The sequence below is a fragment of the Natronorubrum sediminis genome (assembly GCF_900108095.1).
GTDB lineage: Archaea > Halobacteriota > Halobacteria > Halobacteriales > Natrialbaceae > Natronorubrum > Natronorubrum sediminis.
In genome coordinates this window covers 311,770-330,808 of sequence record NZ_FNWL01000002.1, presented here as the reverse complement: position 1 = coordinate 330,808, position 19,039 = coordinate 311,770, and the positions used below count along the sequence as shown (strand labels likewise).

Annotated in this window: 16 protein-coding genes, 1 tRNA gene and 1 pseudogene; 6 read left to right on the top strand and 12 right to left on the bottom strand. The window is 58.1% G+C overall.

Annotated features, from left to right (window positions below; genetic code table 11):
• Positions 1–21 precede the first annotated feature (21 nt).
• Both gyrB and gyrA read left to right on the top strand, forming a co-directional pair.
• A complete protein-coding gene (gyrB, locus tag BLW62_RS08945; protein ID WP_090506745.1) occupies positions 22–1,956 on the top strand; it encodes a DNA topoisomerase (ATP-hydrolyzing) subunit B in 1,935 nt (644 codons plus the stop codon).
• Positions 1,957–1,974: 18 nt separating this feature from the next.
• Positions 1,975–4,446 carry a DNA gyrase subunit A gene (gyrA, locus tag BLW62_RS08940; protein WP_090506744.1) on the top strand — a complete coding sequence of 824 codons (2,472 nt, stop codon included), beginning with the start codon at positions 1,975–1,977 and terminating at the stop codon, positions 4,444–4,446.
• Positions 4,447–4,691: 245 nt separating this feature from the next.
• Here gyrA and BLW62_RS08935 read toward each other — a convergent pair whose 3' ends face one another.
• The 3 genes from BLW62_RS08935 to BLW62_RS08925 all read right to left on the bottom strand — a co-directional run bounded on the left by BLW62_RS08935 (position 4,692) and on the right by BLW62_RS08925 (position 7,165).
• On the bottom strand, positions 4,692–5,225 hold the full coding sequence (locus tag BLW62_RS08935; RefSeq protein WP_090506743.1) for an Rrf2 family transcriptional regulator: 534 nt from the start codon (positions 5,223–5,225) through the stop codon (positions 4,692–4,694).
• Positions 5,226–5,368: 143 nt separating this feature from the next.
• Positions 5,369–6,334, bottom strand: a complete 966-nt coding sequence (locus BLW62_RS08930; RefSeq protein ID WP_090506742.1) for a ZIP family metal transporter — start codon at positions 6,332–6,334, stop codon at positions 5,369–5,371.
• 150 nt (positions 6,335–6,484) lie between these two features.
• Positions 6,485–7,165 carry a metal-dependent transcriptional regulator gene (locus BLW62_RS08925; protein ID WP_090506741.1) on the bottom strand — a complete coding sequence of 227 codons (681 nt, stop codon included), beginning with the start codon at positions 7,163–7,165 and terminating at the stop codon, positions 6,485–6,487.
• 87 nt (positions 7,166–7,252) lie between these two features.
• On the opposite strand from BLW62_RS08925, the gene rocF reads away from it, so the two are divergent.
• On the top strand, positions 7,253–8,173 hold the full coding sequence (gene rocF, locus BLW62_RS08920) for an arginase (RefSeq protein ID WP_090506740.1): 921 nt from the start codon (positions 7,253–7,255) through the stop codon (positions 8,171–8,173).
• 133 nt (positions 8,174–8,306) lie between these two features.
• Entirely contained in the window at positions 8,307–9,461 is a 1,155-nt protein-coding gene (locus BLW62_RS08915; RefSeq protein WP_090506739.1) for an NAD(P)/FAD-dependent oxidoreductase, read from the top strand.
• Positions 9,462–9,619: 158 nt separating this feature from the next.
• On the opposite strand, the gene BLW62_RS08910 is transcribed toward BLW62_RS08915, so the two are convergent.
• From BLW62_RS08910 to BLW62_RS08865, 8 genes and pseudogenes are all read right to left on the bottom strand, one after another.
• Positions 9,620–10,141 carry an acyltransferase gene (locus BLW62_RS08910; protein WP_090507550.1) on the bottom strand — a complete coding sequence of 174 codons (522 nt, stop codon included), beginning with the start codon at positions 10,139–10,141 and terminating at the stop codon, positions 9,620–9,622.
• Between the two features lie 258 nt (positions 10,142–10,399).
• Entirely contained in the window at positions 10,400–11,254 is an 855-nt protein-coding gene (locus BLW62_RS08905) for an Nmad3 family putative nucleotide modification protein (RefSeq protein WP_090506738.1), read from the bottom strand.
• Between the two features lie 1,246 nt (positions 11,255–12,500).
• The gene (locus tag BLW62_RS18665) at positions 12,501–12,677 is read right to left on the bottom strand and encodes a hypothetical protein (protein ID WP_175459721.1); all 177 of its coding nucleotides are present in this window, start codon (positions 12,675–12,677) and stop codon (positions 12,501–12,503) included.
• A pseudogene (locus BLW62_RS18975) lies at positions 12,670–12,912 on the bottom strand (DUF7563 family protein). Before BLW62_RS18975 ends, BLW62_RS18665 begins: the two are co-directional and overlap by 8 nt.
• A 112-nt stretch (positions 12,913–13,024) precedes the next feature.
• A tRNA-Pro gene (locus BLW62_RS08880) sits at positions 13,025–13,095 on the bottom strand.
• A 53-nt stretch (positions 13,096–13,148) separates the two neighbouring features.
• Entirely contained in the window at positions 13,149–14,069 is a 921-nt protein-coding gene (locus BLW62_RS08875) for an RNA-guided pseudouridylation complex pseudouridine synthase subunit Cbf5 (protein WP_090506734.1), read from the bottom strand.
• Between the two features lie 2 nt (positions 14,070–14,071).
• Positions 14,072–14,647, bottom strand: coding sequence for a (d)CMP kinase (gene cmk / locus BLW62_RS08870; protein ID WP_090506733.1), 576 nt, complete (start codon positions 14,645–14,647; stop codon positions 14,072–14,074).
• A 138-nt stretch (positions 14,648–14,785) separates the two neighbouring features.
• Positions 14,786–15,730 (bottom strand): DUF106 domain-containing protein, encoded by a 945-nt coding sequence (locus tag BLW62_RS08865; RefSeq protein ID WP_090506732.1) that lies wholly within the window; start codon positions 15,728–15,730, stop codon positions 14,786–14,788.
• Between the two features lie 231 nt (positions 15,731–15,961).
• On the opposite strand from BLW62_RS08865, the gene BLW62_RS08860 reads away from it, so the two are divergent.
• A complete protein-coding gene (locus tag BLW62_RS08860) occupies positions 15,962–17,518 on the top strand; it encodes a DUF7289 family protein (protein WP_090506731.1) in 1,557 nt (518 codons plus the stop codon).
• Between the two features lie 9 nt (positions 17,519–17,527).
• Here the strand turns inward: BLW62_RS08860 and BLW62_RS08855 are convergent, their stop codons facing one another.
• The gene (locus BLW62_RS08855; protein WP_090506730.1) at positions 17,528–18,163 is read right to left on the bottom strand and encodes an adenylate kinase; all 636 of its coding nucleotides are present in this window, start codon (positions 18,161–18,163) and stop codon (positions 17,528–17,530) included.
• Positions 18,164–18,222: 59 nt separating this feature from the next.
• Here BLW62_RS08855 and BLW62_RS08850 point away from each other — a divergent pair, with 59 nt between their 5' ends.
• Positions 18,223–18,690: a DUF7975 family protein gene (locus tag BLW62_RS08850; RefSeq protein ID WP_090506729.1), complete on the top strand. Its 468-nt coding sequence runs from the start codon at positions 18,223–18,225 to the stop codon at positions 18,688–18,690.
• Positions 18,691–19,039 lie beyond the last annotated feature (349 nt).

Below are 19,039 nucleotides of genomic sequence, written 5' to 3'. Positions count from 1 at the left end.
CTACCAGAAAGCAGGTTTTACATGTCCCAGGAAAGCGAGTACGGCGCTGGTCAAATTCAGGTCCTAGAAGGCCTGGAAGCCGTCAGAAAACGGCCAGCGATGTACATCGGCTCTACCGATTCTCGAGGACTCCACCATCTCGTCTACGAAGTGGTGGACAATTCGATCGACGAGGCACTGGCCGGCCACTGCGACGACATCACCGTCACCATCCACGAGGATGACTCGGTGAGCGTCGCAGACGACGGCCGTGGTATCCCCGTCGATACGCACGAAGAGTACGATCGCCCCGCTCTCGAGGTGATTCTGACCGTCCTCCACGCAGGCGGGAAGTTCGACAACAAGTCCTACCAGGTCTCCGGCGGCCTCCACGGTGTCGGCGTGAGCGTCGTCAACGCGCTCTCCGAGCGCCTCGAGGCCCAGGTTAAACGCAACGGGAGCGTCTTCGAGCACGCCTTCGAAGGCGGTGAACCCGTCGGCGACATGGAGCGCGTTCGAGACATGGACGCAGACGAAGAGACCGGGACACAGGTTCGGTTCTGGCCCGACACCGGAATCTTCGAATCGGATGGCTTCTCGTTCTCGACGCTCTCGAATCGGCTTCGAGAACTCGCCTTCCTCAACTCCGACGTGCGGATCACGCTGCGCGACGAGCGCGAAGCGGCCGGAGAGGGCGAGGGAATCGTCGAAGAGACCTACGAGTACGAGGGCGGCATCCGCGAGTTCGTCACCTACCTCAACGAGACGCGCTCGGCGATGCACGAGGACATCATCTACTTCGAAGACGAAGAACAGAACATTCAGATCGAAGTCGCGATGCAGGCCACCGAGGAACTGCAGGGCTCGATCCACGCCTTTGCGAACAACATCAACACGCGCGAAGGCGGCACTCACCTCACCGGCTTCAAAACAGCCCTCACGCGGACCATAAACGACTACGCACAGGACAACGACTTGCTCTCCGACCTGGAGGAGAACCTCAAGGGTGAAGATATCCGCGAAGGACTCACTGCGGTCATCTCGATCAAACATCCAGACCCGCAGTTCGAAGGCCAGACGAAGACCAAACTCGGTAACTCGGAAGTTCGTGGCATCGTCGAGAGCGCGATGCACGAGGGGCTGGGAACGTACTTCGAGGAACACCCAGACACCGCACAGGCCATCGTGATGAAGGCCGTCGAGGCCGCGAAAGCCCGGAAAGCGGCTCAGAAAGCCGAAGAGTTGACGCGCCGGAAATCCGCCCTCGAGTCCACCTCGCTCCCCGGAAAGCTGGCCGACTGCCAGACCAAAGACCCGGAGAAAGCAGAACTGTTCATCGCGGAGGGTGACTCCGCAGGCGGCAGCGCGAAGCAGGCTCGAAATCCGGAGTTTCAGGCGGTGCTCCCCATCAAGGGGAAGATCCTGAACGTCGAGAAACACCGTCTCGATCGCATTCTCGAGAACGACGAGATACGGAACATGATCACCGCAATCGGCGCGGGGATCGGCGACGAGTTCGACGTCGAAGACGTGCGCTACAAGAAGATCATCATGGCGACGGACGCCGACGTCGACGGGGCGCACATCCGGACGCTGATGCTGACGTTCTTCTACCGGCACATGCGTCCGCTGCTCGAGGGTGGCTACGTCTACGCGACCCAGCCGCCGCTGTATCGGATTCGCTATCGTGGTGAGACCTACGATGCGATGACCGACGCCGAACGTGACGAAATCGTCGAAGAGAAGTGCGACGGCAATCCGACCCAGGTCCAGCGGTTCAAGGGACTGGGCGAGATGAACCCCGAACAGCTCTGGGAGACGACGATGAATCCCGATAACCGGATTCTCAAGCAGATCACCGTCGAGGACGCGGCTGCAGCCGACAAGATGTTCTCGGTGTTGATGGGCGACGCCGTCGAGCCACGAAAGCAGTTCATCAAGGACAACGCGCCGGAAGCCGAGTGGATCGACATCTAAGCGTATTGAGTTGATTACATGAGTTCAGACGTACCCGATCCGACTGATATCGAGGCGCGGGCGGTCGAAAACGTCCGCATCGAAGACGAGATGGAACAGAGCTACATCGACTACGCGATGTCCGTTATCGCGGGTCGAGCCCTCCCGGACGTTCGGGACGGGTTGAAACCAGTCCACCGACGCATCCTCTACGCGATGCACGAGATGGGCGTCACCAGCGGCTCGAGTCACCGCAAGTCCTCCTCGATCGTCGGGGAGACGATGGGTGACTACCACCCCCACGGCGACAGCGCGATCTACGACACACTGGTCCGCATGGCCCAGGACTTCTCGATGCGCTACCCGCTCGTCGACGGCCAGGGGAACTTTGGCTCGATGGACGGCGATCCGGCCGCAGCACCCCGGTACACGGAGGCTCGGATGGCCCCCGTTTCCGAGGAACTGCTCGAGGATATCGGAAAGGACACGGTCGACTTCTCGGCGAACTACGACGACCGCTTACAGGAACCCGACGTCCTGCCCGCAGCGTTCCCGAACCTCCTCGTCAACGGCTCCTCGGGGATCGCCGTCGGCATGTCGACGAACATTCCGCCACACAACTTGGGCGAGGTCATCGACGCCACGATCGAGTTGATCGACAACCCCGACGCGACCGTCGAGGACCTGATGGACCACGTCAAGGGTCCAGACTTCCCGACCGGTGCGAACATCGTCGGCCGCGACGCCATCTACTCGGCGTACAAGACCGGCCGCGGGCGCATCCGCGTTCGCGCCGAGTTCGAGGTCGAAGAGTGGAAGAACAGCCGTGAACGCATCGTCATTACCGAACTTCCCTACCAGTCGAACAAAGCTCGATTGGTCGAACGAATCGCCGAAGACGTTACCGAAGGGAAGATCGAGGGCGTCTCCGACCTGCGTGATGAATCCGACCGCGACGGCGTCCGAGTCGTCGTCGAGTGCAAACGTGGCGCGAACGTCGAGGTCGTCAAAAACCAACTCCTCGAGAACCACCTCGAGCGGACCTTCGGCGTCATCAACCTCTCGGTGGTCGACGGTCAACCACAGGTCCTCTCGCTGAGAGAGACCTTAGAAGAGTACATCACCCACCGACGAAACGTCGTTCGTCGGCGCAGTGAGTACGACCTCGGCGAGGCCGAAGACCGCGCACACATCCTCGAGGGCCGACTGAAGGCACTCGAGAACGTCGACGATGTCGTCGACCTCATCCAGAACTCCGAGGACCGCGACGCTGCGAGAGCCGGCTTGCAGACAGAGTTCGACTTCTCCGAAGACCAGGCTGCACACATCGTTCGGATGCAACTGGGGAGTCTCACGTCGATGGAAGCGGCCGAGATCGAAGACGAGTACGACGACGTGACCGCCGAGATCGAACGCCTGACCTCGATCCTCGAGAGCGAGTCCGAACTGCTCACGGTTATCAAAGACGAACTTCGCGAGGTCAAAGACGAGTACGACGACGACCGGCGGACCTCGATCATCGAGGACACGGGAACGGTCACGCACGAGGACCTCATCCCGGAAGAAGAGGTCTTCGTCGTCATGACCGAAGACGACTACGTCAAACGGATGCCGATCGACCAGTTCGACCCCCAGGGTCGAGGCGGGAAAGGCATCATCGGCGCGGACGTCAAAGAAGACGACCGCGTGACGACGGTGTTCCAGGCGAACACCCACGACTTCCTCCTGTGCTTTACGAATCAGGGGAAGGTCTATCAGCTCAAGACCTACGAAATTCCCGAAATGGGCCGAACTGCCCGCGGGAAATCGGCCGTCAACATCCTCGACCTCGATCCGCGAGAGGAGATCACGGCCATCGTCGACACCGACGCCTTCGGCGACGACGAGTACGTCACGATGGCGACTCGCCACGGCTACGTCAAGCGAACGGCCGGCGAGGAGTTCGACAACATTCGCTCGACGGGGATCATCGCGGCCGACTTAGAAGACGACGACGAACTCGTCGACGTCGAGGTCACCGACGGTTCACAGGATCTCGTCATCGCGACGGAAGGCGGCATGACGATCCGCTTCGACGAATCCGAAGCCCGTGCGATGGGCCGAACCGCACGCGGTGTCAACGGTATCAAACTTGAGGGCGAGGACGCCGTCGCAGGACTCGTTGCAACCGACGAGGACGACGGACAGGCGCTGTTGACCGTGACTCGAAACGGCTACGGCAAACGGACCCGCCTCGCCGAGTATCGCACGCAATCGCGATACGGTAAGGGACTGATCGACATCAAAACCGGCGAGCGAAACGGCCCGGTTACGACCGTCAAAGCCGTCTCCGACGCCGACCACCTCGTGTTGATGAGCGAGCGCGGCCAGATCGTCCGCACTCGAGCCGACGAAATTTCGGAAGTCGGCCGAAACACGATGGGTGTGATCGTCATGGACGTCGACGAAGGCGACGCCGTCGCGAGCGTCGACGACATCCCCGCCGCAGTCGCCGCTGACGACGAACACTAATCGAAGCGCGTTTTTTCTGGTCGCTCCCTATCTCGACTGAAAGTGAGTACGGGATCGCTACACAGGTACCCAACACTCGACTGGCAGTAGTCGACTCCAAGACGTCACAGCAAATCACCGAGACAGCACTCGGTACACTCGAGAGACCAGTACGCCACTACAAGAAGATTACGCCGCTGCAAGAAGATTACGCCGCTGCAAGAAGACGACGCCGCTGCAAGAAGTATAACGGAGAGTCGCTTGGCTCAGTGGGCCGGCTCTTCGGCCGGTGCAACCATGTCCTCGATGCGCAAGATGAGAATGTTGTTCGTGTCGTCTTTGCCGTCGACGCGACCCTCGATGCGGAGTTTCGAGAGCGGCGTCGGACCGACGATGACAGCGTCATCCTCGGAAATATCACTCATCGCACCCTGGATGTGTATCTCGGCACGACAGAGTTCCGGATGATGAACGCTCGAGAGATCGATCTCTTCGACGATGACGTCTTCGACCGACTGGCCTTCGTGCTCGAGTGGGACGGACGCCGGGTCGTCCATCTGTTGAATCTCGAGGGCCTCGTAGGCCGAGGCAGTCGGCTTGTAGCCACCTTTTGGTCCCGGTACACCTTCGACAAGCTGGAGCGCTTTCAGACTCTGCATCTGGTTTCGAATGGTCCCCGGATTCCGATCGACTTGCTCGGCGATATCCTCGCCTTTGATCGCTGCTTCCGATTCTTTGTGGAGATTTGTCAATGCGCGGAGAATCTTTTTCTGGCTGGGGGTGAGTTCGATTGATGACATACTATGATCTTCGTAATTGATTTCCTTAAACCCGACGGGTGAGTTGGTCGGATACGCTCAGATTCTTGTGTTTGAACCGGCCATAGTAAGGCGTTTTGTTTCGATCTATACAGGTGGATCCACGTACGTACGAGTTGAAAAAATTAGACAGGGACGAGCCAGCCCTCGAGAAGGACTTCAGTCAGCACATCTTCGAGTAAGAACATGACAATGAAGCCGAACGAAAACGTGGCCGCGTTCGTTCGCGTCAGGACCGCCTCGGCGTCGAAGCGAATGAGATCGGCAACCTCGAGGAGCACCTGCAAAATCGCGCCGATTGCGATGGCGAAGAACAGGACGGCGAGCAGATTCGACTCCGCAAAGCTACCGATCCAGCCGCCAAGAATAACGGGGCCACCGGCGATGACGCCCATCGCAGCGAAGTGTCGAAGCGGTGGCGTTTCCCGTTCGCGTGCGACTGCGGCGACGATGGTCGGCCCCTCCATCACGTTGTGCATGATGAACGCGAGCACGAGGAGCATCAACAGCGACGCGTCTCCCTGTATGTAGGCGACGCCGATTCCGAGACCTTCGCCGATACTGTGGAGTCCAAGCGCCAGGGCAACGAGGTAGGCGATCTCGAGACCGCTCTTCTGGGGCGACGCCATCTTTCGTTGACGCCACTCGCTTGCGGCGTACATGACCACGAAGGTGCCGCCGACCCCAACGATTGCAGCCGTTCCGGCGAGGATCGTTCCGTCGATCGTACTGCCGGCGAGCGTTGCGCTCTCGACCTCGAGGCCGTAATCGAAGATCATGTCTTCAGTCATCTCGACGGCGATGAAGGCGAGAACACCGGCTGCGAGCGCAAGAAACGCGTGTAGGTATCGTGGATCGAGATCCCGGATGAACGGAAACCAGAGCATGCCGATTGCGACGGGGATGATTCCGGCGATAGCCCCGATTACGGTCAGCATCCAGAGGATCTCGAGCGTACTCGCTTCCTCGACGGTAGAGAGATCACCGAACGGTGAGGTGAGATAGAGTGCGCCGAAGACGATCGCGAGAATGGCAACTGGGCCGACGAGTTGCACCCACCGTGGCAGATCGAGAACCGAACGATTCGTCACGGGTCCGATACACCCCTTCGACTGTGGACGAGATTGGTCATCAACAAAGGATTAGACACATCTAAACTTATAACTTGCCCATTGATGGTCCTCGAGCGTACTGCCGAGTTGGCACTACTGAACATCGACAGAGACCGAGGAACAGTCGGGTTACTGCTCTATCCCGGCAGGCTGTGACACGCGAACGTGATGTGCGACGGCCTCGGGCAGCGAAACTGGCTCGTCGCGATTGGTCGACTGTGCCGTTACCATGCCGAACGGTGCAACCTCGACGATCTCGAGTTCGACGCCGGGTTCGACGCCGTGTTCGGCGAGATACGAGAGGACGTCCGGGTCCCGGTCGGCGACTTCTTCGACGACGACGGCGTCGCCTTCGGAAAATTCCATCACCGATTCGCCGGAGGGGCGCTCTGGTGGCTCGAGATCCGCGCTGGGAATCGGGGACCCGTGTGGGTCCACCGTCGGCTGGTCCAGCGCGTCGGCGACCCGAGCCTCGAAGTTTTCGCTAATGTGGTGCTCGAGTCTGTCGGCTTCCTCGTGAACTTCCGCCCAGTCGTAGTCGAGGTGTTCGGTGAGGTACGCCTCGAGCAACCGGTGGTGACGGACGACCTCGAGTGCAACCGTTTCGCCTTCGTCCGTCAGCGTGACGCCGCGATACTTTTCGCGGTCGACGAGTCCGCGCTCCTCGAGTTTGTCGAGCATGCTGGTGACGGTCGGCGACGTGACGTCTAACTCCTCGGCGATCGCCGACGTCTTGATGCGGTCGTCGGTCTCTCGCTGGAGTTGGTAGATCGCTTTGAGGTAGTCTTCCATCACGTCACTCAGCATCATCGTACTCACGAATTAGCCCCATCTAACCCTAAATCTGTCGCCATCTCGACCGCTACCATCAAACGGGACCACCGTGTACGAGTGAGTATGAGCGAAACAGTCAGAATACTCGGCGCGCCGATGGACTACGGGGCCGACCGGCGGGGCGTCGATATGGGGCCGTCTGCGATTAGATACGCGGGGCTCGCCGATCGACTCGAGGACGCCGGTGTGACGACGATCGACGATGGCGACCTGTCGATCCCGCGGGCCGAAGAGCGGGACCCGGACGTGGAGCAACCGGCGGACGGACACGCGAAATTCCTCCGGGAAGTCGAGGACGTCTGTACACGCCTCGGCGAGCGCGTCGAATCGACGCTCGAGAGCGGCGAGTTTCCGCTCGTACTCGGCGGCGACCACTCCGTCGCCATCGGCTCGATGCGTGGGTCCGCCCGCGACGCCGACCTCGGTGCGATCTGGTTCGACGCCCACGCCGATTTGAATACACCCGCGACCTCACCCAGCGGAAACGTTCACGGGATGCCACTCGCCGCGACGCTCGGCAGGGGAGCGTTTGGCGACGTCGACTGGGCGCACGCACCGCGTGTGCGCGAGGAATCGATCGCCTACGTCGGCCTTCGGAGTATCGACGACCGCGAACGTGAACTCGTCCGCGAGAGCGAGATGACGGCGTTTACGATGGCCGACATCGACGAGTACGGCATGACGGCCGTCGTCGAAGATGCCCTCGACGTCGCGACGAGTGGGACCGACGGCGTCCACGTCAGTCTCGATCTGGATTGGCTCGATCCCAAAACCGCCCCCGGTGTCGGCACTCCGGTTCGCGGCGGCGTCACCTATCGCGAAGCCCACGCAGCACTCGAGACCGTCGCCACCCGTCACGAACGCGACGAAGTCGTTCGATCGATGGACGTCGTGGAAGTGAACCCGATACTGGACGAGCGAAACGAAACGGCCAGACTCGCGGCCGAACTCACTGCGAGTGCGTTCGGGAACCGAATTCTCTGAAGCGGCCATCACTTCTCGACATCGCGGGTCGCAGAATCTGGTGAGAAACCGCCAACCACTGTTCCTTGGTAACACCAATCACTGTTATATTCGTTTCAACACCTTTGTATCGTAGTGTATCAGACTGTCAGCTATGACTGAGAACGTCGTCGTGCTCGGTGCCGGATACGCCGGTGCTGGTGCGATCAACAAGCTCCAATCGGAACTCGGGGGAAGCGCGCAGCTAACCTGGATCGCTGACGTCGACTACCACCTCGTATTGCACGAATCTCACCGCGTCATCCGCGACCCGAGCGTCCGATCGGACATCACGTTCCCGATCGACGACATCGCAGACCCGTCGACGCGATTCATCCGTGACGAAGTCACCGGCCTCGACGTCGACGAACAAGTCGTCGAACTCGCCGACGGTGACGACGTCGAGTACGATTACGTCATGGTCGGCCTCGGGACGCAGACTGCCTACTACGGAATCCCTGGCCTCGACGAGCACTCGCTGACGCTCAAGAGTCTCGACGACGCCCTCGAGATTCACGACGCCATCAGCGACGCCAGTCAGGACGCGACCCGTGGTGACCCCGCACAGGTCGTCATCGGCGGTGCCGGACTCTCGGGTATCCAGACTGCTGGCGAAATCGCCGAATTCCGCGACAACCATCGCGCGCCCATCGACATCCATCTCGTCGAAGCGCTCGAGGAAATCTTCCCGGGCAACGATCCGGAAGTCCAGCAGGCCCTTCGAGACCTCTTAGAGGATGCTGGCGTCCAGATCCATACCGACGACCCGATCACGGAAGCCAACGAAGACGTCATCGAGTTCGACGAGGGTGAACCGCTCGAACACGACGTCCTCGTCTGGACCGGCGGAATCACCGGCCGCGACGCGATGGACGACGTCGACCTCGAGAACGAACACAACCGCGTCAACACAGAAGCGAACTTCCAGACCTCCGACGAACGCGTGTTCGCGATTGGCGACTCAGCCATCGTCGATCAGGGTGACCAGCCAGCACCGCCGACCGCACAAGCAGCCTGGCAGGCCGCGGAAGTCGTCGGTGAGAACATTTCCCGTGCAATCGAGAACCGCCCGCTCAAAACGTGGGAGTTCAAAGACAAAGGGACCGTCATCTCCGTCGGCGACAAGGCCGTCGCCCACGACGTCATGATGCTTCCCGTCGATACCTTCGGCGGCATTCCCGCAAAGAACCTGAAAAAGATGATCGCCGCTCGCTGGATCGCAGACATTACCTCCTGGAACGAAGCGCGCAAGTCCTGGTCGTCGCTGTAATTCGGAGACGAACGCGACGTTTAGTCACCGATTTCAATTCTGACGATCTCAGTCTCAGTACGCACACGTTCGATCGGATACGTTCGTATCGAACGCGATCGCCAGTGTCTCGGCGTTCCCGTAGACCGTTATTTCTCGTTTGCACTCGTCGACACGTCTTACTCGTCGTCACGGCTCGATGATCCCATCGGCTCGGCTGGCACCCCGGCCACCGTCGTCTCCGGCGGCACGTCTCGAGTCACGAGCGAGTTCGCTGCAACGCGCGCATCAGCACCGATTTCGACGCCTGGGAGGACTGTCGCGCCCGCGCCGATCATCGCGCGCTCACCGATGTGGACCTCACCCGTCCGATACTCGTCTTGAAGAAACTCGTGGCAGAGAATCGTCGCGTCGTATCCGACGATCGCCTCGGCTTCGACCGTGATCAGTTCCGGCCAGAAGACGTCCGGCGTGGCCTCGAGACCCCAGGAAACTCCCGGCCCGACCGTTACCCCCAGTCGGCGAAGCAGCCATCGTTTGAGGGTGAGACTCGGGGAGATCCGGACGAGCCAGACGACGGCGTACGATATCGCCAGACGGAGTGGACTACGATTGCGCCACCATCCAGAGAGGGAGTTGCCACTTCCTGGCGTCGGATGTGTCTGAATTCGATCGTGACGGGAGTCCGTATCGTCGGTCACTACCACGAGATATGATCTATCACTACATGAAACCGACCGTTCGAGTACACGCCGAGCAATCGTACGGATATCGTCCCCCGGTGTAGTGGACGACGACTGGTATGAGGGCCCACAGTACGGAAAACCGTTGTTGGATCCGTCGTCGTTTTCTCGTTCATTGGGACGTCCTAGCAAGGCCACTCGAGTGAAGTCATTGTCCAGGGTCCGACGGTCGAATCCATCGAACCGGACAGCACCGATCAGGACATTCCAGTCAACTCATCGTGACGGCTCTGTGGCTGATTTGCCGATCGGATCGTTCGAACCGTCGATCAGTTCGTCGGTTGCACTCCGCGAGCCGGGTGTCCCAACACGATCGTAAAACGCATCGGCCGTCAGGTCACACCGATATGCGGGCTTGTACATCATATTCTCACCCCCTTCGGTGACGTTCAACGCTGAAGCGACCGAATCGCGTAGATAATACTGTGCACGTTCATTTCCTTCTTTCACGTAGTACTCGGAGAGGCGAATCGGATGTCGCTCGAACAACCCGCCGGGCCCTCGGCCATCGACGAGCACGATTGGCTTCTCGAGATAGCACTCTCCGTCTCGAGCACGTTTGGTATGGGCATTGTCCGGGTGCTTCCCGAGAATTTCCTCACGTGTCTCGCCCGACATCTCGGGCGTCACGACGTCGACGCGTTCGACCGTGAAGTAACCGATCAGGTACCGATGTGCGCGCCCACCATCGGGCTTGCGCAACCCCGCGTAAAACCCTACCACGTCGCCGGCCTCGAGCGTCCGGAGTCTGGAAACGTAGCCGCTCGTTCGGTGTTCGCCGTACGTTAGCGCCTCGAAGTTCGGGTCGTGATGAAACGGCCAGGACTCGAGGGCGTCACCGCTAACCGTTCGGTCTGCGTCACCGATAGGCTGTGGGGTGATCCGTGTCGTCAGATCCACAGCTGTTCGGTCTGTCGTCCGCAACGCCCAAGATCCGAGCGTTTCAGTTTCGTCCGTCTCGGGTGTCTTCTCGGGGATTGGAACGTACTCGAAGGTGCCATCGTCGTATATCGGTGCCAGTGAACCGAAATTCGTACTATCAGCACCAACCCCTGCGAGAACGACCGTCATTGTCTTACCGTCAGGATGGATTGCACGTAAAGCCGCCGGTCGCGGTGTGGCAGGCGCTGAATTGGTCTCACACCACTATTTCTCTCCCCACAGCTATCGTTCTGGAGTAGAAGGGTTGAAATAATAGTGTGGAATACGGCCGTTCATGCCCGTGAAAGGTCGCCGATCGATCGCCATTTGCCGTCGATGCAACGGGGCCATTGCCGTCCGAATTGTGAGCGACGGATCGATTCGGCCAATTGGAACCGGAACACACTGTTCTTGTGGGGGCGACTCGTTCGACGTTATCGGCTCACCGGAATCGGTACCAACCGATTCGACCGAGTGATTCGAAAGAGGTCGTACACCACGGTATCGGTGCCTGTCGTCCGTGTCGTCACAGCGTTCGCACCCAGTACCCAGTAGAGTCATCGAGTTGGCCCATCGTGTACTTCCCTCGAGGTAGTGCTCACGTTTGCCGACCGCTCTCTGTTACTACTTCAGTGACACTCGACAGTGTGCTCCTCTCGTCCTCACAGCGAATTTTTCTCTGATTGATTCTGAGGCGGAGTCGATGGGAGGTGACGACGAAACGTCTCGCATGATGGCCACGTGTGTGGAGTGTGAATCTGTGTTCGCCGCTCTCGAGTTCCCGAACGGAACGATCCAGCCTATCGGAAGTCGTGATGGATGTACTTCGTGTGGAGCAACGGAGTTCGAACCGTTACCGGAGCCCTCGTTCGACTTCGACGAGACCGGCACCTAACTGGTTTGATGAGAGGAGGAATCGCCACCAATATCGACAGTCCGTTTACAGTAGCTCGACCAGTACCAATGAGAGCGCGTTGGAGTTTACGGACTCAGTCGAGTTACTTCTAGCGGCCCCCACTCTCGTGGGCCGTCGTCTCAACCTTAGGCACGCTCCGCACCTTCCTCGTGGCCAGTATCCGCACTGAACGTTCGTCGTGTCATCTCAACCTGCCCGACATCTCGCTCGTTCACCTGCTGGTTCAAGCGGGTGATTTTTCGAGACGGAAACCGGACTAGTCGTGATGGAGAGAGCATATCTTCTGCTGCTCACACTAGTGACGACTGGCGTCGGGACGCTAATCGTCGCATGGCTCGGCTTACTCGCAACGAACCAAAACCCGTGGCTACCGGATGCGATCGAGTTCCTCGTTATCGGAATTTTGAGCCTCGTAGTGCTCCTCGTGTGGATGCAACGGAGTGAGGACCTAATCTGATTGTACTCCGATCATCTCTTTCTTTAGTTAGATCGTTCAGGTCCACTCGAGTCGGTCCCGTCGCCGGCCCGTAACTGGCGTTCGCCTTCGGCCTCGAGCGCATGGCGTACGTCGACATTGGACACCTGGTGGCTGGATGGGCGATGGGTCTCACTCTCGACGTGGTAGAGTTCGCTCGCCGGGACGAACTCGCTACACATCAGTCTCACCTCCGCGGTGGCCCAGTGTCGTCTCTGGATCTGGAACGCCGACCGCGATGCCAGCGGCAGAGCCACGTTGAATTCGGCGGTAGGAATCACAGTGCCGACAGCGGTGAACGCGGTCACGATCGTCGCCGAAGACGCGACCGAACTGGTCGGTGACGTACGACCCACAGTGACGACACGTCGAGTCACTGCCAGTCGACGGTCAGGGGGCCGTCGTCACGCAGACCACCCCGAGACTGTATCCTGTCGTCTACATAGAATTATCGGAAAGGCGAGGATAGGACCTACAGGCGTTTCGCCGGACTGAGGCTCTAAGAGTTGAGTACTCCAATAATTTCGAGTGGGACCGCCGAGAATTGAACTCGGGTCCTACGGACCCCATCCGCAGAGGATACCACTACCCCACGGTCCCGCAGTTTCACGAAAGGCGCTCCGCTGTTTAAGCATATCGTTTCGATACTCGAGTTACACGAGTACACGCTCGAGGGACACGGCGATACCGTGGTCGGCATCGCCCGACCTGGCGAACGTACCGAGGCAGACGGCACTCCCGTTCGGCGTGTAACAGGCCACGAGCGACCCCTGCTCGATACCGTCGTCCACGTCGAGTACGCCCGGTTCGTACACTGGCGCACCGTTCGCTACTTCTTGGGCAGCACTTTCGGCAATCGTCACCGACGGAAGGTCCTCGAGGATTCGTTCGGCCGGGTCGACCACCTCGCGAAGGAGGGTCTCGTCATCGTCTTCGAGCCAGAACGTGAGCGCATCGAGGAACTCAGACGTGTTGTGGAGGTCGGTATCGTCGAACGGCGTCGTGGCCGACCGCCGAAGATGCCCCATGTGTCCGCCAGTACCGAGGGCTAATCCAAGGTCGTGACACAGTTTGCGCACGTACGTGCCACTCTCACACCGAATTCGCAAGAGCACCTTCCGGTCGTCGGTTTCGAGCACCTCGAGGTCGTATATCTCGCGGACGCGCAATCGACGAGAGACTGCACTTTTGCGCGGTGGCTTCTGATAGATCGGTCCCTCGAAGTCACTGACGACTGATTCGACGTCTGCTGGGACGGGGGCGTGACACTCGAGGACGGCGATGTATTCCTTCGACCCTTCGAGAAAGACCTGCGCGAGACGCGTCGCATCGCCGAGCATCAGTGGGAGACAGCCAGTAACCTTGGGGTCGAGCGTCCCGGCGTGGGCCGCTTGCTCGAGTGTGTCCTCCGAACCATATGCAGAAAGCGTTTCGTCGACGGAGTCGCGTAACCAACCGCTGACTTGGTGTGAGGATGGTCCCGGTGGCTTATCGAGGTTGACGACACCGAAGGTGAGCAACTCGACCGGCGTTCGGTCGTCGGGTGGACCACGAAGACGGGAATGCTCGGCCATGGTCAAAACTCGTACTCGAGTTGAATCGCTGCCTGTCCTTCGTCACCCGATTCGTCGTACTCTCCAACGGCCGTGACGAGCATGTCGAGTACGGCGTCGGGTTCCCAGCGAGCCGTATTCACGGAGAGATCGTAAATCGTCAAATCCTGAATGTTGATGTCGTAGTACTCTAGATATCGGGAGGCCTCGCTCGCCTCACGCGCTTTCGTCTCTTCAGTCGCCCGTTCGGGATCCTTCCCTTCGCGTTCTGCGATTCGTTCGCCCCGAACCTGTGGCGGCGCATCGAGCCAAAACCGGAAATCAGCCTGTTCGCCTGCGAGCCAACCTGCAAGACGGGATTCCAACACGAGTCCGTCCGCTTCGACGGCAATTTCGCGAAGTCGCCGATCCAGGTCTCGATCGATCTGGTCGTTTTCCTCCGCGAGTTTGTTGAACTCGAGTGGCGTATAGCCGCGTTCGTCGGCGAGTTCTCTAAAAATATCGCCACCACTGACGTGATCGAGGTCGAATGCATCGGCGAGCAGTTCCGCAGTGGTACTCTTCCCGCTTCCCGGCGGGCCGGAGACGGTCAGTAACATATCCAAACTGCGCGGTGGCGGGTAAAATGGGTTTTGAATCGCTCACAAGCAGGTCGAAACCGATCTGAGACCCACATTACGATTGATAATCCAGCGTGATCTCGTGAGAATGAACCGTCCGGCGGGACGGGACGTTCGTTAGGTTCCCGACGGCGTCATGTCGATATTGAGCGACTTGCGCAGTAACTGCGAGAAGCCCATCGAGCACAGGAAGTACCAGACAATCCAGGCTGGCATCGGACCGAGGAGGCCCGCGTTCCAACTCGTCTCACCGACGAGAGGCATGATGATCGTTCCCTCGACGCCGACACCGTGAATTCGCCAGTACATCCAGAGGAACAACGGAATGGTAAAGAGCATGATCCAGACCATCGGCCGGAGTTGCTCTTTGAACATGCCGAGGTTCTCCGCCATCGCCTCCATTTGCTCTTCACGAACGGCATCGAGTTCGTCGTCGAGTCGCTCGATTTCGGCTTCGCTGGCTCCGCGTTCTTCGGCCTCTTTCTTGCGCTCGCGGGCATCCTTTTGCTTCTCCTGCATCGCCTTCATGCGCTGTTGGTACTTACCCATGATTTCGGGGTTCATGAGATTCGCCTGCAACAGCGTGGAGTACAGTCCCGTCAGGAGGGCAACCGAGAGAATAACCGCATAGAACGGAAGCGCGGCGTCGAGTGGACCGAGTGCAGCGTCGATCGTTCCACCGACCGTGTCACGGACGGATTCGATCCAGTAACCGAACATCAACAATAGCGAGGCCACACCAGCCATCTTGTCGTACTGGGACCACTGTGATTCCTCGGCCTCGATCTCGATATCGGTATCGTAGCTTTTAGCGGACGAATCACCATCGAGGGCGTCGTCGTACGCCTCACGATCGGAGATTTCGAACCCATTTTCGCCGTCAACTAACACTCCTTTTTCGATCAGTCGGCCCCATTGCCCGCTCGTCAAATCGTCGCGGACGTCGGCCCACTCGACCTCGCCACCGTTCTGATCGGCCGCCTCACGGATGGACTCGAGTGCATCCGTCATGGCGGAATCCTCCCGGACGAGGGCGTCGATTTTCTCCGCTGTACGCGTCATCTATGTGTGGCTAGGGGAGGTTCGGTATACAAGTGTTTATCTTCGGTGCTCGAGTGGCCAGTGGTCGACTATTTTATCGGTAGATCTTGGATCCAAATTCGATAAAGAGTTTTCGCACCACTTTTTCCGCTACAAACGAGGAGAAAAATTCTCACTGTGAACTAATATAAACTGTCTGGAAATACTTGTCCGACCGATATTACTATAGTATTGGTTTTCTAGCTGTGTATCATGACTGTTCAGTCCGGGGACCAATCACTTCCATCATCCCTCCGGGGGCAATCCACAGTACTTGGTATCGTCCTCCTGATTGGGATGGTAGCAGTCGGCAGCACTGCACTTTTTCTCGTTGCGACTGACTCGATCTCGAGTGTCGAGCAAGATGCCGAGCATGACCGTGTCGAGTCTGGATTCGTCGAATTGAGCCAACAGATGGAGGCTGCCTCCTCAAGTAATGACATTCCACAGTCGATGGACATGGACGTCGGAGAGCATGGGGCAGTGGTGATGAACGAAGCTGGAACGCTTCGTATCGAAGGTGGTGACGGGAACGAAAGTGATGGGAATTACGTGAACGAAACGCTCGACATCGGAGCAATCGAATACACTGGCGATGACGGCACCAAGATCGCATATCAGGCAGGTGGTGTATTCCGTGAAACAGGTGAGGAGACGCAGGTAGTCTCTGCTCCGCCAATCGAATACGACGATGATTCCGAGACGCTTTCATTCCCTATCATTAAAACCCAAAACGAGGCCGAGCTGACCTCGGGTCAAGTGACGGCAGTACACAACGAAACGAACCCGATGCACAACGTGAGTGTCGTCGAAAACGATTCGGTGACAGTCGAGGTGACGAGTGAGTATTACCGTGGGTGGGAGAACTACTTTGAGTCCCAAGGTGGTGCATCAACCGTTCAAGACGTTGAGGTTCACGATGATGATACAGGAACGGTGACTGCAGAATACGGGTTTAGGCAGGTATCTGACGCGTTCAAGAGTGGAGCCGTCCATGCTGCTGATGATATTGAAGGTAATCGCGGTGACGATGTTGAGTCAGAAAGATCGATATATCCGCCATTAGACGATGAGGTTAATCGGTATATCAACCAGACAAAGGATGATGAAGAGGTTTTGGATCCTTTCGATGAAGAGTATATAGAAGATGATGTATCAAAATTAGAGGATGGAACATATTACACTGACGATATGTCTGATGAACATCTAGATTTCAACCTTTCTGAGGGGAATGCAACACTCGTAATCGATGATTCCATTTATGCAGGAACTGATGAAATAATTACAGTTAGTGAGTATGAAGATGGAAACAGCCTGAGTATTTACCTCGAAGGAGACCTCGATATTGATAGCGGGAAAATCTGTGTTACCGACGGAAAGGATTGTACTGAGAACAAAGAGGGCACAGGCTCAGTAATCCAAACAGTTGTTTCATCAGACTCTCGCATTGAGTTTAACCAGGGTGGAAGTCCTCGGTATGAAGGTGTAATCTATGCTGGGGGTGGTAAAGTCAATGATGAAGAGGATGCTGAGTGGGAGCACTCAAGTGGTTGTGAAGAGCAAGTTTGTGTCCACTCAAACCCAGACTTTTACGGTTCTTTGGTTGCCACATCAGTTTATATACAAGGCGGTGGTGGAGGCCTCGATTTCGAATATGATGACAACCTCAAGAACGAAGAACTCTCTATCTACCCTGATCCAGATATGCTCCCACCACAACTCACCTACCTCAACGTGGCTGAGCAACGAGTCGACATCAACGTAGAATAGCCGCTCGAGTTACGCTGCGTCTTCGATCGTCTTCTTCACGTCTTCCCACACGTCTTCAGGAGCCTGTTCGCCGTCGACGCGCTCGAGCGAGCCCTCGTCTTCGTAGTGCTCGATCACCGGTTCGGTGTTCTCTCGGAAGACACGAAGCCGTTCCTTGACGGTTTCCTCTGTATCGTCCTCGCGTTGCTCGAGTCGATCCTCAACTTCCGGATCTTCAGGCGGGTTGTACTCGACGTGGTAGATATCGCCAGTTTCGGGATCGAGTCGCCGGCCCGTCAGTCGGTGGACGAGTTCCTCCTCGCTCACGTCGAGATAGAGCGCGAGGTCGAGATCGGTCATGTCCTCGAGTTCGTCGGCTTGCTCGAGATTTCGTGGGTAGCCGTCGAGGACGAAGCCGTCAGCCTGTGAGAGAGCCTCGTCGACGATCGCGTTGACGACTGCGTCGGGGACCAGTTCACCTTGATCCATGTACTCTCGTGGAGTGTCGTACTCGGTATCCATGTCGGAGATGTCCATCTCCTTGTTCGCACGGAGTGCATCACCGGTGGTGACGTGGTCGATGTCGAATTCGTCGGTGATCTTTGCACTCTGGGTCCCCTTGCCTGCCCCTGGTGCGCCCAGGATCAGCATTCGTGGCTGTGCCATAGGGACCCGTTCTCCGGCGTCACATAAAGGCTTAAAGAAACGGGCACATCGAATGAAGTATGACTCGATTCGACGCGTCCAAGCCACCAGAACGGCGAAAACTGTACGTCGACGCCATCACGGCACACCGAAACCGAGGCAGCGAATTCCTGACACTCGAGGCCGACAGGTCGGTCCTCGAGTCGACCGACGCCGACACCGATACACCACTCGAGGAATCGGGCGGTGTGTCGGACACCGAACTCGAGGGCCCCGATCCGGAACTTGGCCTTCCCTGGATACAGTTCAGCGACGGAACGATCAACCTCGATTGTACGGATTCGGAACTCGAGGCACTCAAAGCTCTCTTAGGTGAGTTTCCCGCGTTCAAAATCGACGAGATTCGACGTCCCGAAGATGCGACGGGAGTGAACGTCCACGTAAGCGCGAAGGCGGATCCGAATCGAATTGCACAATGTCTCGATGCGATCTTTCAGCGTGTGTATGGACTCGACGAGAGCGCTCGAGTATGGGTCGTCGGAATCTGAATTATCGGGGCGCGCGCGAGGGTGAATTTGGCTTTTCAATTCGCTGCTCGAGCATCGAACCACAGTCGCCTCAATTTCGGGACGAACACGTTCGCTTCCGTCGTCAATTTGAGGCAGTACGTGTTTTCCAGGAGACACGATAATCGGGAAACAGCGATAGAAAAAAGGTCCCTGCCTCGAAGCTACTGATGAAGGACCCCGGAGTGATGGCCCTGAAGCACGACGATATATCGATAATAATCGCCGTAGCAGGTGATGACGTCTCCGATTCGGTCAGAGCGTTTCCAAATAGATAAGTGTCCACGGCCATCATCGTCCGACATATAAGCGGTTCCAAAACGAGGTGAAT

Excerpts from the sequence above, each read along its gene's own strand:
- BLW62_RS08855 (WP_090506730.1), bottom strand. The coding sequence starts at position 18,163 with ATGGCACAGCCACGAATGCTGATCCTGGGCGCACCAGGGGCAGGCAAG.
- cmk (WP_090506733.1), bottom strand. The coding sequence starts at position 14,647 with ATGTTACTGACCGTCTCCGGCCCGCCGGGAAGCGGGAAGAGTACCACT.
- BLW62_RS08925 (WP_090506741.1), bottom strand. The coding sequence starts at position 7,165 with ATGATGCTGAGTGACGTGATGGAAGACTACCTCAAAGCGATCTACCAA.
- BLW62_RS08865 (WP_090506732.1), bottom strand. The coding sequence starts at position 15,730 with ATGACGCGTACAGCGGAGAAAATCGACGCCCTCGTCCGGGAGGATTCC.
- BLW62_RS08905 (WP_090506738.1), bottom strand. The coding sequence starts at position 11,254 with ATGACGGTCGTTCTCGCAGGGGTTGGTGCTGATAGTACGAATTTCGGT.
- BLW62_RS08935 (WP_090506743.1), bottom strand. The coding sequence starts at position 5,225 with ATGTCATCAATCGAACTCACCCCCAGCCAGAAAAAGATTCTCCGCGCA.
- BLW62_RS08875 (WP_090506734.1), bottom strand. The coding sequence starts at position 14,069 with ATGGCCGAGCATTCCCGTCTTCGTGGTCCACCCGACGACCGAACGCCG.
- gyrB (WP_090506745.1), top strand. The coding sequence starts at position 22 with ATGTCCCAGGAAAGCGAGTACGGCGCTGGTCAAATTCAGGTCCTAGAA.
- rocF (WP_090506740.1), top strand. The coding sequence starts at position 7,253 with ATGAGCGAAACAGTCAGAATACTCGGCGCGCCGATGGACTACGGGGCC.
- gyrA (WP_090506744.1), top strand. The coding sequence starts at position 1,975 with ATGAGTTCAGACGTACCCGATCCGACTGATATCGAGGCGCGGGCGGTC.
- BLW62_RS08860 (WP_090506731.1), top strand. The coding sequence starts at position 15,962 with ATGACTGTTCAGTCCGGGGACCAATCACTTCCATCATCCCTCCGGGGG.
- BLW62_RS18665 (WP_175459721.1), bottom strand. The coding sequence starts at position 12,677 with ATGTGTAGCGAGTTCGTCCCGGCGAGCGAACTCTACCACGTCGAGAGT.
- BLW62_RS08915 (WP_090506739.1), top strand. The coding sequence starts at position 8,307 with ATGACTGAGAACGTCGTCGTGCTCGGTGCCGGATACGCCGGTGCTGGT.
- BLW62_RS08850 (WP_090506729.1), top strand. The coding sequence starts at position 18,223 with ATGACTCGATTCGACGCGTCCAAGCCACCAGAACGGCGAAAACTGTAC.